At 72.3% G+C, this 15,616-nt stretch carries 14 protein-coding genes; 4 read left to right on the top strand and 10 right to left on the bottom strand.

What is annotated here, in order from left to right; translation table 11 throughout:
* Window positions 1–46: 46 nt before the first annotated feature.
* Together CUT44_RS02915 and tnpA are read right to left on the bottom strand one after the other, a co-directional pair.
* Window positions 47–1,267, bottom strand: coding sequence for an RNA-guided endonuclease InsQ/TnpB family protein (locus CUT44_RS02915; RefSeq protein ID WP_100200528.1), 1,221 nt, complete (start codon window positions 1,265–1,267; stop codon window positions 47–49).
* Window positions 1,264–1,692, bottom strand: coding sequence for an IS200/IS605 family transposase (tnpA, locus tag CUT44_RS02910; RefSeq protein ID WP_102248709.1), 429 nt, complete (start codon window positions 1,690–1,692; stop codon window positions 1,264–1,266). The genes CUT44_RS02915 and tnpA overlap by 4 nt, the downstream gene beginning before the upstream one ends.
* 160 nt (window positions 1,693–1,852) lie before the next feature.
* On the opposite strand from tnpA, the gene CUT44_RS02905 reads away from it, so the two are divergent.
* Both CUT44_RS02905 and CUT44_RS02900 read left to right on the top strand, forming a co-directional pair.
* On the top strand, window positions 1,853–2,533 hold the full coding sequence (locus tag CUT44_RS02905; protein ID WP_100200526.1) for a GNAT family N-acetyltransferase: 681 nt from the start codon (window positions 1,853–1,855) through the stop codon (window positions 2,531–2,533).
* A gap of 93 nt (window positions 2,534–2,626) precedes the next feature.
* Window positions 2,627–3,487: a TIGR02452 family protein gene (locus CUT44_RS02900; protein WP_100200525.1), complete on the top strand. Its 861-nt coding sequence runs from the start codon at window positions 2,627–2,629 to the stop codon at window positions 3,485–3,487.
* 64 nt (window positions 3,488–3,551) lie between these two features.
* Here the strand turns inward: CUT44_RS02900 and CUT44_RS02895 are convergent, their stop codons facing one another.
* The 4 genes from CUT44_RS02895 to CUT44_RS02885 all read right to left on the bottom strand — a co-directional run bounded on the left by CUT44_RS02895 (window position 3,552) and on the right by CUT44_RS02885 (window position 5,747).
* Window positions 3,552–4,073: an SSI family serine proteinase inhibitor gene (locus CUT44_RS02895; RefSeq protein ID WP_100200524.1), complete on the bottom strand. Its 522-nt coding sequence runs from the start codon at window positions 4,071–4,073 to the stop codon at window positions 3,552–3,554.
* 112 nt (window positions 4,074–4,185) lie between these two features.
* Window positions 4,186–5,142, bottom strand: a complete 957-nt coding sequence (locus tag CUT44_RS02890; RefSeq protein WP_100200523.1) for an ADP-ribosylglycohydrolase family protein — start codon at window positions 5,140–5,142, stop codon at window positions 4,186–4,188.
* Window positions 5,143–5,234: 92 nt separating this feature from the next.
* Window positions 5,235–5,387 (bottom strand): hypothetical protein, encoded by a 153-nt coding sequence (locus tag CUT44_RS32965; protein WP_158239562.1) that lies wholly within the window; start codon window positions 5,385–5,387, stop codon window positions 5,235–5,237.
* Between the two features lie 117 nt (window positions 5,388–5,504).
* On the bottom strand, window positions 5,505–5,747 hold the full coding sequence (locus CUT44_RS02885) for a DUF6411 family protein (RefSeq protein ID WP_100200522.1): 243 nt from the start codon (window positions 5,745–5,747) through the stop codon (window positions 5,505–5,507).
* A gap of 202 nt (window positions 5,748–5,949) precedes the next feature.
* Between CUT44_RS02885 and CUT44_RS02880 the strand changes: the two genes are divergently transcribed.
* Complete coding sequence (locus CUT44_RS02880) at window positions 5,950–7,200, top strand: phospholipase D-like domain-containing protein (RefSeq protein ID WP_100200521.1); 1,251 nt, start codon at window positions 5,950–5,952, stop codon at window positions 7,198–7,200.
* A 202-nt stretch (window positions 7,201–7,402) separates the two neighbouring features.
* Here the strand turns inward: CUT44_RS02880 and aspS are convergent, their stop codons facing one another.
* Window positions 7,403–9,175 (bottom strand): aspartate--tRNA ligase, encoded by a 1,773-nt coding sequence (aspS, locus tag CUT44_RS02875; RefSeq protein WP_100200537.1) that lies wholly within the window; start codon window positions 9,173–9,175, stop codon window positions 7,403–7,405.
* Window positions 9,176–9,443: 268 nt separating this feature from the next.
* On the opposite strand from aspS, the gene CUT44_RS02870 reads away from it, so the two are divergent.
* The gene (locus tag CUT44_RS02870; RefSeq protein WP_100200520.1) at window positions 9,444–11,690 is read left to right on the top strand and encodes a SpoIIE family protein phosphatase; all 2,247 of its coding nucleotides are present in this window, start codon (window positions 9,444–9,446) and stop codon (window positions 11,688–11,690) included.
* Window positions 11,691–11,792: 102 nt separating this feature from the next.
* Here the strand turns inward: CUT44_RS02870 and CUT44_RS02865 are convergent, their stop codons facing one another.
* The 3 genes from CUT44_RS02865 to CUT44_RS02855 are packed head-to-tail and all read right to left on the bottom strand — an operon-like array spanning window position 11,793 to window position 15,573.
* Window positions 11,793–13,124 carry a sulfotransferase gene (locus CUT44_RS02865; protein ID WP_107488043.1) on the bottom strand — a complete coding sequence of 444 codons (1,332 nt, stop codon included), beginning with the start codon at window positions 13,122–13,124 and terminating at the stop codon, window positions 11,793–11,795.
* Between the two features lie 7 nt (window positions 13,125–13,131).
* Window positions 13,132–15,114 (bottom strand): methyltransferase domain-containing protein, encoded by a 1,983-nt coding sequence (locus tag CUT44_RS02860; RefSeq protein ID WP_100200519.1) that lies wholly within the window; start codon window positions 15,112–15,114, stop codon window positions 13,132–13,134.
* Between the two features lie 3 nt (window positions 15,115–15,117).
* Window positions 15,118–15,573, bottom strand: a complete 456-nt coding sequence (locus CUT44_RS02855; protein WP_233221184.1) for a rubrerythrin family protein — start codon at window positions 15,571–15,573, stop codon at window positions 15,118–15,120.
* Between the last annotated feature and the right edge of the window lie 43 nt (window positions 15,574–15,616).

Below are 15,616 nucleotides of genomic sequence, written 5' to 3'. Positions count from 1 at the left end.
CGTGACTCCACCCACGCGTAAACGCGCGGGCTTCCTGCGTCGGTGGCTAAGCCGCCGCGCAGAGGGCCAGCCCGGCCCTGTCGGAGATGTTCGAGGCGCCGACGTGGTCCGCGTTCGCGGTGAACCCACACGCCGTGCACTGGAACTTCGCTTGGGTGAGGCGGCTCTTGCCGTTCACGTGTCCGCAGCCGCCAAGGCTGGGCGGGCACGTGCGGGAGGTGTTGCGGGGGTCCACCGGGATCACGAGGCGACCGGCACTCTCAGCCTTGTTCGCCAGGATCGCGAAGAACTGTCCCCAACCCGCGTCGAGGATGCTTCGATTCAGCCCGGCCTTGGCGGCGGCACCGTTCGGGAGGAACGCGCCGTCGGTGCTGGGGCCGGGCTTGGGTGCCGGGCTCTTGGTCATCCCGGCGGTGTTCAGCCGCTCGTGTGCGATCACGTCGTTGTCGGCGACGAGCGCGCGGGCGGTCTTGTGGTGGAAGTCCAGGCGCTGCCGCCGCACCTTGGCGTGCAGCTTGGCGACCTTACGGGCGGCGGCCCGGTGGGCCTTGGTGCGCTGCCGGGTGCGCTTGGGGAACGTCGCCAGGTGCTGCTGTGCGGCGGCCAGCTCCTCAGCCACGGTGCCAAGGAAGCGCGGGTTCGGCGTGTGCTCACCCTCGGACGTGGTGAGGAAGTGCGTAACGCCCATGTCGACGCCGATGATCGCCCCGGTGGGCGGCAGCTCCTCGGCAGGCACGTTGTCGCAGGCGAGGACGACGTACCAGCGGTTCCCTTCGCGCTTGACGGTGATCGTCTTGACGCGGCCCTGTACGGGCCGGTGCTGGTGCACGCGGACGTGCCCGACACCTTGGAGACGGACGCGGGTCTGCCGGTCGTGCGGGGTGGAGTTCCAGCGACAGCCGTCGCCGTCCTTGGGGAAGGTGACGGTGTCGAAGTGACCGACGCCCTTGAACCGCGGGTAGCCCGGACTCTGGCCGGCCTTGACGCGCTTGAAGAACGCCTGGAACGCCTTGTCCAGGCGCCGCAGGGTGGCCTGCTGGGAGGAGAACGACCAGCGGCCCTGACGCTCCGGGTCGAACGCCCGGATCTCCTTGAGCTGGGCGGACTGGTCGCCGTGGCGCACGGACGTCTTCGACACGTGCCGGTAGGCGTCCCTGCGCTCCTGCAACGCGCCGTTGTACAGGGAGCAGTGGTCGGCCAGCATCTCGCCGAGCGCAACTGCCTGGCGGTTCGTGGGCCGCAGGAGGAACTTGTACGCCCGGATCACGAGCCGTCCCCCTTCTGCTTCTTCCACGGGCGTTCCCACTGGGTGTCGATGTACCGGCGAACAGTGTCTGCCGAGACAGCGCCGACCGACGCCGCGAAGTACGACGACGACCACAGCGTGGGCAGCTGTGTCTTGAGGTGCGGGAACTCCGCGCGCAGGACGCGCGAGGTGAAGCCCTTGAACTGGTTCGCGACGTATGACGCCGAGGACTTCGGGTCGTGCTTGACGAACAGGTGCACGTGGTCGGGCATGACTTCGAGTGCCACGATCTCCCACCCCCGTTCATCGGCCTTCTGGCGGATCAGTTCATCCAGGCGTGCCGCGACCCGTCCGCCGAGGACCGGGCGGCGGTACTTCGGACACCACACGATGTGGAGCCCGAGGTCGTACACGCCGCCGGAGAACCGGCGAACCTTCCTGGTCACGGTCACGCGTCGATTATATATGCGGCGCGTGTCTAACAGGGAGGTCGCGCCGTGGCCGAGGTGAACAGTGCAGATACGTGCACACAGTCGAGGTCAGAGCGGGCCAAAGAAGCAATTCCCCCACCGGCTAAAGCCGGTGGTCCCCTTGCTAGGAGGATTGATGGCGGAGGAGCACATCTGGCCCCTGTACGGGCTGCGCGTCACCACACCGCGCCTCGAACTGCGGCTGCCCGACCTGGCGGCCCTGGCCGGGCTGGCCGCGGTCGCCGCGGACGGCGTGCACGACGAGGCACGCATGCCGTTCACCGTGCCGTGGACCGACGGCGGTCCCGAGGCGCGGGCCCGGACCACGTTCCAGCACGTCCTGGGGACCGTCGCGAACTGGCGCCCGGAGGAGTGGATGCTGAGCCTGGCGGTCCGGTACGGCAGCGGGGACGGGGACGGGGACGGGGACGGGGACGGCGGCAGGATCGTCGGCCGGCAGGACCTGGGCGCCACCGACTTCGCCGTGACCCGGGAGGCGGAGACCGGCTCCTGGCTGGGCCTGGCCCACCAGGGGCGGGGCATCGGCACCGAGATGCGGGCGGCGGTACTGCACCTGGCCTTCGCCGGGCTCGGCGCGCGCTGTGTGACCTCGGCCGCGATGACGGACAACCCGGCCTCGCTCGCGGTGTCGCGGAAGCTCGGCTACGCGCCGGACGGCCTGGTCACGGTGGCGGTACGGGGCGAGGCCCGCACCGTCCGGCGGCTGCGGCTGGACCGCGCGGCGTGGGAGGCGCACCGCACGGTCCCGGTGGAGGTTCGCGGACTGGCGCCCTGCCGGGCGCTCTTCGGGGTGTAGGGGCGGCAGGAACGGCGTCCCCGGAAACCACGTTGCGTCCGGTGCGGACGGTCGCCGACGATCACCTCACGCACCACACGGGGAGGCAGGGCCATGAGCGCACGGCTGCGCGCCATCGCGAAGGAGACCGAGGAGATCGTCGGGCGGGGCCGCTACACGGCGCCCGGCGGACGGGAGGTGTCCATCGCGGCGGCCGTCGCCGCGGCGGCGGACGGGACCGCGCTGTTCGGGCCGGATCCGGTGCCGGTGCCGAACGCTCCGGGGCCCGGGGACGCGTCCACCACCGTGTTCGAGGTGACCGGGGAGAGCAGTCTGGAGGCCGCCCGCCGGCTCGTCGCCGGCGGCCCGGACGAGGGCCCGCGCCCGGTCGCGGTCCTCAACTTCGCCTCCGCACGCAACCCGGGCGGCGGCTACCTCAACGGCGCTCAGGCGCAGGAGGAGGCGCTGTGCCGGGCGTCCGCGCTGTACACCTGTCTGCTGCGCGCCCCCGAGTACTACGCGCACCACCGGGCGGAACGCAGCGCCTTCTACAGCGACCGCGTCATCCACTCGCCGGGCGTCCCGGTGTTCCGCGACGAGCGCGGGGCGCTGCTGGACGAGCCGTTCGAGGCCGGGTTCCTCACCTCGCCCGCGCCCAACGCCGGTGTCGTCGTGCGCCGCACCCCCGAGGAGGCGGACCGCATCCCGGGCGCGCTGCGCGTACGGGCCGAACGGGTACTGGAGGTGGCCGCGGCGCACGGCTACCGCACGCTGGTGCTGGGGGCCTGGGGCTGCGGGGTGTTCCGGAACGACCCGGCGGCCGTCGCGGACGCCTTCCGTACCCGTCTGACCGGCGGCGGGCGGTTCGCCGGCCGCTTCGCGCACGTGGTCCTCGCCGTCCTCGACCACCGTCCCGGCGCGCCGGTGCGGGCCGCCTTCGAGCGGGCCTTCGCCGACGGAGCCGACCGGTCCTGACGGGAGCCGGGCCAGGCCGGACGGCGGTCCGCCGGGGAGCGGACCGCCCGGGAACCGGAGCGGATCAGCCGGTGGGAGCGGGGCCGCGGAAACCGAAGACGCCGCCGGTGAGCATCGCGGCGCAGTCGTTGTTGCTGTGCCGGTCCCGGAAGGAGATCTCACGGCCGTGCCAGTGGCCGGTGGCGGTGATGGTGACCGGGTCCCAGTAGGGCAGGCACATGTTGCTGGTCCGCTCGATGTCCTCGAAGTGCCCCTTGGCCTTGGTGAGTGCCGCGCAGGCGTCCTCGGCCCAGGGGTGGGTGCCGCCCACCGGGTCGCACTCCAGGGTGACGGTGACGGGCCGGGTCCAGGTCGACTCGGGGTCGTCGGGGACGGAGGTCAGCGTCAGCGACGCCCCCGGTTCGGGGCCGGGCCCACCGGCGGGTTCGGCCGCGGCCGCGGTCGCCGGCAGGGCGGCCAGGACGGTGGCCAGGGCCGTGGCGGCGAGCGGTCGTAACGGGGATCCGCGGCGGGACGTCTCACGGGTTCTCCCCCGCGCTGTCTCTCGTGCTGCCTCTCGCGCTTTCCCTCGTGCTGTGTCTCTCATGGCGCACGCCTCCTCGGACGTGGTCTGCGGATGACACGGCGGAGGCTAGCAACGCGCACCGGCCCGGTGCGACGGCCGGACCGGACAGATTCGCGGCCCCGCGCCCCGGCCCTCAGAGACCCCGGCCGCCCGCCGCGAGGCGTTCGGCGAGGGCGAGCAGGTCCGGCAGGCGCAGCACCCGTCCGCCGAAGCCGGGCAGCGGGACGTGCAGCGGACCGGTCCAGCGCGCGGGGATCGCGGACAGACCGTGGACGGCGCCCGCGAGGGTGCCGGTGACCGCGGCGACGGTGTCGGTGTCGCCGCCGAGGTCGACCGCGGCGCGTACCGCGTCCTCGTAGGAGGAGGTGGTGCGCAGGGCCCAGACGGCGGAGCCCAGACAGGGCCAGACCGCGCCGTTGGGCTCGGTGGCCTCGCCGGGGTGCCAGGCGGGGGCGAGGACGGCGGCGTACCGCTCGCGGTGCTCGGGGCGGAGCGCGGCGAGGACGTCGGGGAGGTGGCCGAGGGGGTCGGTGCCGTCCAGCGCCAGGCGGACCAGTTCGTGGAGGACTGCGGTCCCCTCCCAGGCGGCCGGGTCCCCGTGGGTGAGGGCGGACAGCCGGCGGGCGGCGTCCATGGTGGCCTCGCGGCCGGCGGGCGCGAAGTACACGGCGGAGGTCGCCGCCCGCATCAGCGCGCCGTTGCCGGCGGCGTACAGGGTGGTCTCGGCGTGGGCCGCGGCGGCGCGGTCCCAGGGCAGGCCGCCGGTGAGGACGGTCTCGGTCTGGATCCCGATGTCCTTGGGGTCGGACACGGCCCACCGCCGGAAGCGGTCGAAGAGGTCCGCCGGGTCCAGTCCGCCGCGCTCGAGCAGTGACTCGGCGGTGAGGACGGCCATCTGCGTGTCGTCCGTGGCCTCGCCCGGGTCCCAGCCGCCGCCCCCGCACATCTCGTCGCCGTCTCCGGGGGCACCGCCCGGGTGCGGGAAGCGGGCGGAGAACGCCCCGGCGGGCCCGAACTCGAACGGCGCGCCCAGCGCGTCCCCCACCACCGAACCGACGACCGCTCCGGCGGCACGCTGTGTACGTTCCATGCGGTCACGCTACCGGCCGGGAGCACGGTGTGCCCGGGTGCGCCGAGGTGCGCCACCGTGCTCCCGGTTCCGGACGTCGTCCGGCTCCGCGGTCACACCTTCCGCTTGATGACGTAGGCGGCGGTCAGGCAGGCCACCAGGATGGCGAGGAACACCAGGCCTATGGTCAGGCCGCCGGTGACGCTCCCGCTCTGGGCGAGGGTCACCGCTTCGCCGCCCCGGGCGGCGTCGGCATACCGGCTCACTGCTGTCTCCCTTCGGGTCTCGGCCGGGGTCTTGTCGGGGTGGGGTCCTGTCGGGATTCCTGTCCGGGGGTCCTGTCAGGGTCCGAAGTGCCGGAACGGGCCGGGGGACGGGCGGGCTCAGAACGGCAGACGGCGGCGGGTGCGGCGCCCCGCCGAGCCGCTGCGGGAGACCGCGCGGGAACTGCTGTGGAACGGCTTGCTCAGCAGTCGGCCCAGCGGCCCGGGCGCCTTGTGGCCCGCGCGGGCCCCCAGTCCCAGGGAGCGCTGGGTACCGCGCTCGGGGTGCCGGGACAGGCGCGGCACCACGAAGGCCAGTACGGCAAGTACCACACAGACGGCTATCACACCGGCAACCACCACGGTGACTCCTCAGGTCGGCTTGTGACGCTCTGTTCCCCCCGGCGTCGGATTCGTCACCGCTCCGGGTGTTCCGTCGTCTGCCCCCGGTCGCGCGGTCCATCCCTGCCGGGCGAAGTGCGCCGGGAGTGCGGAACGAGAGGAATACGGGGCATACGGACTCCGACAGGTTTTTGACGTGTTCGATCCCCCTCGGGAAGGTGCCATGAACGTCGGCCAGGACCAGCGCGAGGGCCGCACCGCGGACACCGCGGACAGCACGGACAGCGCGGAGGAAAGAAGCACGGAGGAAAGAAGCGCGGAGGACAACAGACGGCGGCTCCGGCGGCGGCTGGAACGGCTGATAGGGATCGCCGCGACCGAGGGCAACTGCCTGGTCCCGCTGCGCAACGGAGACGAGATCTTCCCGGCGATGCTGGAGAGCATCCGGTCCGCCGAGCACACCATCGACATGATGACGTTCGTCTACTGGCGCGGTGCCATAGCCCGGGAGTTCGCCGAGGCCATGGCCGAGCGGGCCCGGGCGGGCGTACGGGTGCGGCTGCTGCTGGACGGCTTCGGCAGCCGGCTCATAGAGGGCGACCTGCTGGAGATGATGGACCGGGCCGGGGTGCGGATCGCCTGGTTCCGCAAGCCGCTGTGGCTCTCCCCCCTGAAGCAGAACCACCGCTGCCACCGCAAGGTGCTGGTGGTGGACGAGCGGACCGCCTTCACCGGCGGGGTGGGGATAGCCGAGGAGTGGTGCGGCGACGCCCGGAACCCCGGCGAGTGGCGCGACACCCATGTGCAGGTGCGCGGCCCGGCCGTGGACGGCATCGCCGCCGCGTTCGCGCAGAACTGGGCCGAGTGCGCCGACATCCTGTTCGACGAGCGGGACCGCTTCGTCGAGCACGAGCCGGCCGGCGGCGCGGTGGTGCAGGTGGTGCGGGGGTCGGCCAGCTTCGGCTGGCAGGACATGCAGACCCTGCTGCGGGTGGTGCTGGAGACGGCACAGAGACGGGTGCGGCTGTCCACCGCGTACTTCGCGCCCGACTCGTACTTCGTGGACCTGCTGTGCGCCACCGCGCGGCGCGGGGTGGAGGTGGAGATCCTCGTGCCGGGGAAGTACACGGACCAGCGGGTCTGCCGACTGGCCGGGCAGAACCACTACGAGGCCCTGACCGCGTGCGGGGTGCGGATCTGGGAGTACCAGCCGACGATGATGCACGCCAAGATCGTCACGGTGGACGGGACCGCCTCACTGGTGGGCTCCACCAACCTCAACCGGCGGTCCCTGGAGCACGACGAGGAGGTCATGCTCGTCGTGCTGGACGAGGACTTCACCGCGATGCTGGACGGGCACTTCGACGAGGACGTCAAGCGCAGCGTCGGCATCGAGGGCCACCGGTGGAGCAAGCGCCCGGTGTCGCAGCGGGCGCGGGAGCTGGCGGTGGTGCCGATCCGCCGCTTCCTCTGACCGCCGTGCACCACGGACACGCCCGCGCCGGCGCCGCCCTGCCGCACGGTTCGCTCCCCGGACACCGGCCGTACGCCGCCGCGGAGGCTGCGGACTCCGGCGGGAGGAGCCGCCCGGTGCGAGAGCCGGAGCGCGCGCCCGGGGCCCGGCACCGTCTCCGTACGGTGCCGGGCCCCGGGCGCGTGCGGGTGGTGCGGGCGGGTTACTTCTCCTTCGCCTGCGGCGGCTTCCGCAGCGACAGGTGCAGCTCCTTCAGCCGGGCCTCGTCGACCTCGCTCGGGGCGCCCATCAGCAGGTCCTGGGCGTTGCCGTTGAGCGGGAAGGCGATGGTCTCGCGGATGTTGGGCTCGTCCGCCAGGAGCATCACGATGCGGTCCACGCCCGGGGCGATGCCGCCGTGCGGCGGGGCGCCGAAGTGGAAGGCGCGCAGCATGCCGCCGAACTCGCGCTCGACCTCCTCGCGGCTGTAGCCGGCGATCTCGAACGCCTTGAACATGACCTCCGGCTCGTGGTTCCGGATCGCGCCGGAGGACAGCTCGACGCCGTTGCAGACGATGTCGTACTGCCAGGCGAGGATGTCCAGCGGGTCCTTGGTCTCCAGCGCCTCCAGACCGCCCTGTGGCATGGAGAACGGGTTGTGGGAGAACTCGACCGCCCCGGTGTCCTCGTCCTTCTCGAACATCGGGAAGTCGACGATCCAGCAGAAGCGGAAGACGTCCTCGGCGAAGTGCCCGGTGCGCCGTCCGGCCTCGACGCGGACCGCGCCCATGATCTTCGAGACCTCGTCGAACTCGCCCGCGCCGAAGAAGACCGCCGTGCCCGGCTTGGCGCCGAGCCGGGACAGCAGCGCGGCGGTGTCCTCCTCGGTGAGGAACTTGGCGATCGGGCCGGTCAGCTTGTTGTCGTCGCCGACGCGCACCCAGGCCAGGCCCTTGGCGCCCTGCTCGACGGCGAACTCGCCGAGCTGGTCGAAGAACCTGCGCGGCTGGTCGGCGGTGTCCGGCACGGCCAGGGCGCGGACGTGCCTGCCGGCGAAGGCCTTGAAGCCGGAGCCGGCGAAGACCTCCGTGACGTCCACCAGTTCCAGCGGCACCCGCAGGTCCGGCTTGTCGGAGCCGTACTTGAGCATCGCCTCGCGGAACGGGATGCGCGGGAAGGGCGAGGTGACGTGGCGGCCGCCGCCGAACTCCTCGAACAGCTCGGTCATCACCTTCTCGATGACGCCGAAGACGTCCTCCTGCTCGACGAAGCTCATCTCGACGTCGAGCTGGTAGAACTCGCCCGGCGAGCGGTCGGCGCGGGCGTCCTCGTCGCGGAAGCAGGGTGCGATCTGGAAGTAGCGGTCGAAGCCCGCGATCATCAGCAGCTGCTTGAACTGCTGCGGGGCCTGCGGCAGCGCGTAGAACTTCCCCGCGTGGAGCCGGGAGGGCACCAGGAAGTCGCGGGCGCCCTCGGGGGAGGTGGCCGACAGGATCGGGGTGGCCAGCTCGTTGAAGCCCTGCGCCGTCATCTTCTGCCGGATGGCGGCGATGACCGCCGAGCGCAGCATGATGTTGCGGTGCATGCGCTCCTTGCGCAGGTCGAGGAAGCGGTACTCCAGGCGCCGCTCCTCGTTGACGCCGTCCTCGGTGTTGACCGTGAAGGGCAGCGGGTCGGCGGCGCCGAGCACCTCGACGGCGCCGACCTCGACCTCGATCCCGCCGGTGGGCAGCTCGGGGTTGACGTTCTCCGCGCCGCGGGCGATGACCCGGCCGTCGACGCGGACGACGGACTCCTTGGAGATCGAGCTCAGCGCCTCGTAGGGCGCGGTGTCCGGGCGGACGACGAGCTGGACGATGCCGTGGTGGTCCCGCAGATCGATGAAGAGGATGCCGCCCAGGTTCCGGCGGTTGTGCAGCCAGCCGGAGAGGCGGACATCCGTGTCGATGTCCGCGGCACGGAGCTCGCCGCAGGTGTGGGACCGGTACCGATGCATCATTCGTCCAAGTCGTCAGGTTGTCGGGTCACTGTGCCGCACGGTGCCGCGCGGTGTCCTGCTGTGCCGCACGGCGTCGCACGGCGTCGCACGGTGCGATGCCCGGCCGCTCCGTCCGTCCCTGTCGGGAAGGCGCCGTCCACCGGGGGGACCCGCCCCTTTCGGGGGAGCGGCGCACCGGCCGCGGTACGCGGGCACGCACGCCTCAGCGTACCGTCCGGCCCCCTTCCGCCGGGTGCCGTCACCAAGAACCACATAAAGTGGAAAAGTGCGCATAGCGGATATCCTCTCGGCCATCGGCACCGGCTGCTTCGTCTGGGACAACAGCACCGGTCTGTGCACGCTGGACGCCACCGCGGCCCGTCTGTTCGGGCTGGCTCCCGAGGAGACCACCGTCCCCCTGGAGGCCCTGCGTCCCCGCATTCACTCGTTCGACTACACCGAGCTGTACAACATCGCGGCACTGGCCGTCACCGAGGGGACCGTCGCCGAGGCGCTGCTGCGGACCGTGGCGGAGGACGGCACCGTCGTACGGACCCTGCGTCTCCGGGCGGCCCTCGCCGACCAGGCGCTGGAGCAGCAGGACACCTCGGACCTGGTGCTGTACGGCCTGATGGCCGAGACGTCCACGGCCGCGCCGTCCGGGGCCGAGGAGGACCACTCCGCCGCCCTCCCCGCCGGGCCCAGGGTGGAGCTCGGCGATCCCGTGGACACCCCCGCCGGGCAGGCACCGGCCGCCGGCGACCGGCGGCGCTCCCGCGAGGAGTTCCTGATGGGCGCGGGGCAGGTGCTGGCCGAGGCCGAGACCACGGCGGACGTGATACGGACCGCGGCGGAGCTGATGGCCGGCCTGCCGGCCGCCGACTTCGTCCTCTTCGGGGTCCGCGGCGACCGGCTGGTCCCGCTCGGCTACTACGGGATGCCCTCCGCCTCCCACCGGTTCTTCGGCGACGTGCCGCTGGACAGCGACTACCCGGGCGCCGTGGTGGCCCGCACCGGCCGGGCCCTCTACCTCGGCTCCCCCGACGAGTACCGCCGCCGCTTCCCCGCCGCCTGGCCCGCGGTCCAGCCGTACGACCGCCGCTCCTGGGCGTACCTGCCGCTGGCGGTGGGCGGGCGGACCATCGGCTCCTGGATGATCACCTACCGCGAGCCGGCCCCCTTCACCCCGGACGAGCGGTACGTCCTGACGACGGTGGCCCGGCTGCTCGCCCAGGCGCTGTCCCGGGTGCACATCCAGGAGTCCCAGCGGGAGCTGGCCGACAGCCTCCGGCGCGCCATGCGGCCCGCCCGCGCGACGGACGTCCCCGGCATGTCGCTGGCCAGCCGGTACCTGCCGACCGGTGGCGGCCTCCAGGTGGGCGGCGACTGGTACGACGTGATCCCGCTGCCCTCGGGGCACACCGCGCTGGTCATCGGTGACGTGCAGGGACACGACGTGCGGGCCGCGGGCGTCATGACCCAGCTGCGGATCGCGCTGCGCGCCTACGCCCTGGAGGGGCACCGGCCCGACGCGGTGCTCTCCCGGGCCGGCCGCTTCCTGGCCGAGCTGGAGGCCGAGGACCTGCTGTCGTCCACCGCCCGGGACGCGGCGGACCGCCTCGACGACCACCGTTTCGCGACCTGCCTGTACGTGGAGACCGACCCGGCCACGGGCACCCTCGACCTCGCCCGCGCGGGCCACCCGGACCCACTGGTGCGCATGGCCGACGGCACGGTGCTGTCCCCCTCGGTGCCCGCCGGACCGCCGCTGGGAGTGGACCCGGCGGCGGACTACCCGACCACCCGGCTGGTGCTGGGCCGGGGCGACACGCTGCTGCTGTTCACCGACGGGCTGGTGGAGACGGGCGGACACGACTACGGGACCGGCTGGGAGCGGCTGCGCGAGGCCCTGGGGAGCCTGCGGCCCGACTCGATGGAGAAACTGGCCGACGAGCTGATCCGTACGATGCACGGCTCGCCGCCGCGCCACATGACCGGCACCGGCCTGGCCGCCGGGCCGGGCACCTGGCGGAGCGGCGGCCGGGAGGACGACATCGCGCTGCTGCTGCTGCACCGGGGCGAGGGCGCGCGGCCGCGCCGGGGCACCGTCCGCCGGAACGTGCTGACCGTCGCCCAGAGCGAGCCGGTCCGGGTCGCGGACGCCCGCCACCAGCTGCGCGAGCTGCTGTACGACTGGGCGGCCGACGAGCAGGCGGAGGGCGCCGTCCTGCTGCTGTCGGAGCTGCTGACCAACGCCCTGCTGCACACCGAGGGGGACGCCGCGGTGACCGTCGAGATGACCGGGCCGCCCGGCTCGCGCGTGCTGCGCGTGGAGGTCACCGACAGCAGCGAGGAACTGCCCCACCGCCGCGACCCCGGCGAGCTGGCCGCCCGCGGCCGCGGCCTGCTGCTGCTGGAGATGCTGGCGGAGTCCTGGGGGGTGGTGCCGGTGGGCCGGGGCAAGACCATCTGGTTCGAGCTCCGCGAGGACGCCCGCGAGAGCGCCCCCTCCCCCGCGGAGCCCGTGGGCTAGGCGTTCGGTGGCGCCGCCGTCACCTCCCGGGCCGCTGGTGGGCGTGCCGGGCCCGCCGGCGGGGCGCGCCTTCGGGTGACGGCGTGTGCTGAGCGGCCGGTGTCAGATCCAGTCGCCGGTGTCGGCGTATCCGAGCCGGTCGGCCACCTGAAGGGTGGCCGTGTCCAGACTGCGCCCGATCAGATCCGCCCGGTCCTGCCAGCGGCCGGCCCGGGGTCGCGCGGTGGCGACCACGGGAGCGATGCCGTGGTGGACGGCGTGCCGGAACTCTCCGTCCAGCGGGATGCCGAGCCAGTCGCACAGACGCTCGAAGGACGTGACGCGGCGGTCCGGTCCGCTGATGAGGTCCTCGAAGTGCAGGGTGAGACTGTCGGTGCGGGTGCGGTCGAGGTCGTCGAGCACTGCCTGATGGCTGCTGCGCCACTGGAAGGCGCACACGCGCGGCAATGGTGCGCCGGTGTAGTGCTGCCAGCCGGGCGGCAGGTCGAACTTCCACCACCACCGGTTGTCCGGACACTGTTCGACGTAGTCGGCGATCGCCAGGGGTGCTGTCATCCGGTGGGCGTGGAAGCCGTTGTGCAGCCAGCCGTCGTACAGACCGTTCACCGCGGCGGCCGGGTTGCGGGTCAGATGCAGGACGCGCAGCCGGGCGTTGGGGAAGAACGCGCGCAGGAAATCCAGCCGGTAGGCGTTGCTGGGGGTTTTGATCACCAGTGTCTTGTCGCGCAGATCGGCCGGGGACGCCCTGCGCCAGGGCCGGGCCAGCACGAAGGGCGGCTCCTCGACGAGGAGCCGGCCGGGTGCGCAGGGTGAGGGGCTGCCGAACCCCTCGCGGCGCAACAGCTCCCGCGGCAGGTCGTAGTACCACGGGCTGACCGGTACGCCCTGCCGGTGCAGCTCGCGCAGCACGGTCATGGTGACCACCGCGGGGTCCCACGACGGTGTGTCGCGCAGCAGCAGGTGACGCACCCGGTCGGCCACGGCGAGCGGGCTGAGCGGCAGCTCCGGCCACTGCACCGCGAGTCGCCACGCCACGTCGAGCGAGAACTGCTCCGGGTCGGGGAGGTCGGCCGCCGTGCCCGCGTCCCTGGCCAGCTCCTCGTCGAGCAGTTCCCGTGCGGCCGACGTGAGCGCCGTCGCATGGGAGGCGTCGAGCCGGTCCGAACCGGTCCCGCTGTCGGCGAAGCCCAGTCCGGCCAGCCGGAGGAACGGGTTGATCTCCGCCTGGAGGTGCACGAGAGCCCGTGAGGCGCGCAGGATCTCGGTGACCATGCTGGAGCCGCCCCGTGAACTGGAGGCGACCACCAGGACGGAGCGCACCTGTGCGGAGAACCGCCGCACATCGCTGTGGCGCAGGGTACGCAACCGTGCGAGCCGGTCGTGCAGTGTGTGGAGCACGCCGGGTACATCGCCGGTGTGCACGGGCAGGGTCATACAGTTCTCACCACGGCTTCCTCAGAGAGTAGACGCACCACCGCCATTGGTCACGGATGGAACCGTCGGGCAGGATTTCGAACGGATGCACTTCCCTGACCTCACGCGGTGCCTCGTAGAACAACCGCTGGATCTCCCTGCGGTGCGCGGGGGTCGTCTCATGGGTGTCGATCCACTGGTCGATGGACTCCCACAGCAGGTACTCCGTCATCCGTACGCCGGTGAAGCCGGCGTCGACCAGCAGGGAGCGGAAGTCCTCCTCGCGGAACATCTGGTACAGCAGCGGCTGTTTCTTCTTGAAGACGCGGTACATCCAGAAGGCGTCCTCGTCGGCGAAGGGGACGATCTGGCCGACGATGAACTGCCCGCCGGGCCGCAGCACACGGAAGATCTCCGACACCGGGCGCTCGGGCTGGGGCAGCAGATGCAGCACCTCGCGGGTGACCACGAGGTCGAAGGAGTCGTCGGGGTAGGGCAGGTCGTAGACGGTGCCCTGATCGACACGGTCCAGCCGGGTCGAGGCCAGCGCGACCATCTCCGGTGTGAGGTCCAGACCGATCGTCTCCCCGACCCGGTCCCGGAACGAAGCGCCGACAACGCCGCTGCCGCAACAGACGTCGAGCAGGCGGGCGTCCGGGGGCACGTCGCACAGCTCGGCGTGCTTGGCGAGCAGTTCCTCGTCGGTCAGCCAGGCGCACGAGTCGTGCCAGTTCTTCGACCGGATGCCGAACTGCCGTTGGTAGACCCCGTAGTCGATGTCCAGCTCACGTCGCTGGTGGCGGGCGGTCCGGCTGGCGAGCCGGGCGGCGAGCCGGGCCCGGGTGGCGTCCAGTGCGCGCCCCACCACACGGTGGCCGAGGGTCTCGTCGGTCTCCACGGCCCGGGTGAATCCCGCGTCCACGACATCCTGTACGAGTCTTCTGATCTCGGGGTTCTGCAGCCGCTTCTTGGTCTGCCCGTCGAACTTGGGGCCCACCATCCGCAACGACACCACCGCGGTGAGCCCTTCGAGGATGTCGACGGTGGTGATCCGCTCACCGGTGCGGGAGTCCAACAGGCGGTGGGCCGTCGCGTACCGGTTGATCACCGTGGCGAGGGCGGCCCGGATGCCGTCCACGTGGGCGCCGCCCTGGTCGGTGCGGACCCCGTTGACGAAACCGCGCAGGTCCTCGGTGTAGCCCTCGGTCCACTGGAAGGCGAGGTCGAACGAGACCGTGTCACCGGCGTAGGACACCACCACCGGTTCGGGATGGACGGTCGCGGTGTCGGAGTTGAGGTGGCCGAGGAAGGCCCGGACCCCGCCGTCGAAGCTGTACTCGGCCACCGTGCCACTGCGCTCGTCCACCAGCCGGGCGGTGAGCCCGCTGTGCAGGAACGCGATCTCCTGGAGGCGCTCGCCGATGATCCGCGCGGAGAACCGGCAGGTGTCGAAGATCTCCGGGTCCGGGCGGAAGGTGACGGTGGTGCCCCGGCTCCGTGTGACGCCGGCATCGGTCAGCTCCGTGCGCGGTTCGCCCCGGACGTACTCCTGTGTGTGGTGGACGCCGTCGCGCCGGATGTCCACCCGGAGCCACTGGGCGAGCGCGTTGACGCAGGACAGGCCGACACCGTGCAGGCCGGCGGAGCGGACGTAGGTGCCGCCGCCGAACTTGCCGCCGGCGTGCAGCGTGGTGAGCACCACCTCGCAGGCGGGCCGGCCGGTGTCCGGGTGAGGGCCGACCGGAATGCCCCGGCCGTCGTCCCCGACCGCGCACGAGCCGTCCGCGCCCAGTGTCACCGACAGCTCACGGCAGTGGCCGGCCTCGTACTCGTCCACGGCGTTGTCGAGCAGTTCGTACACCAGGTGGTGCAGGCCGTCCGCGTCGGTGGAGCCGATGTACATGGAGGGGTTGCGGCGTACGGCCTGCAGTCCGGAGAACACCACGATCGCGGAGGCGTCGTACCGCGATCCCGCGTCCGGCGGAGTGGCCGCGAGGAGGTCGTCAGTCATCGGTCACTCCGGGGGGCGTCGGGGGGAGGCGGTGTCCGAGGTACCCGTCAGGCTCACGAGCGCCTCGTCGAACCGGGCGGTGTGCCGCTTCTTCAGCGCGGTCAGGGTGGTGAACCAGCTCGCCATGTCCGCGTGGCCCTCCGCGTGGGCGGTGGCCGTCAGCCGGGGGTAGAACTCACCCGCGTCCCGGAGCGCACCGGCCACCGACGAGGCCACGTTCAGCTGCGTCTCCCCGATGTCGCTCTGCCCGTCGGGGGTGACGGCTTCACGCAGCACATCCAGGTGGCCGTGGACGGCGCAGCCGATGCTCTGGGCCAGCTCCGTGAAGAGCCGGGCGACCTCGGTGTGGCCCTCGACCTCGGCGATCTGGGCGAAATAGGTGTACCGCAGCATGGCTGTCGCCTCCGCCATGAGGGCTGAGCGGAGGTCGGCGGCAAGGGCGTCACTCATATGTGCCATGGATCTCCGTACCTTGTCAGGCGGCCCGCAGGCCGGGCGCGAT

The sequence above is a fragment of the Streptomyces carminius genome (genome assembly GCF_002794255.1).
Taxonomy (GTDB): domain Bacteria; phylum Actinomycetota; class Actinomycetes; order Streptomycetales; family Streptomycetaceae; genus Streptomyces; species Streptomyces carminius.
This window is presented reverse-complemented; position numbering and strand designations above follow the sequence as displayed.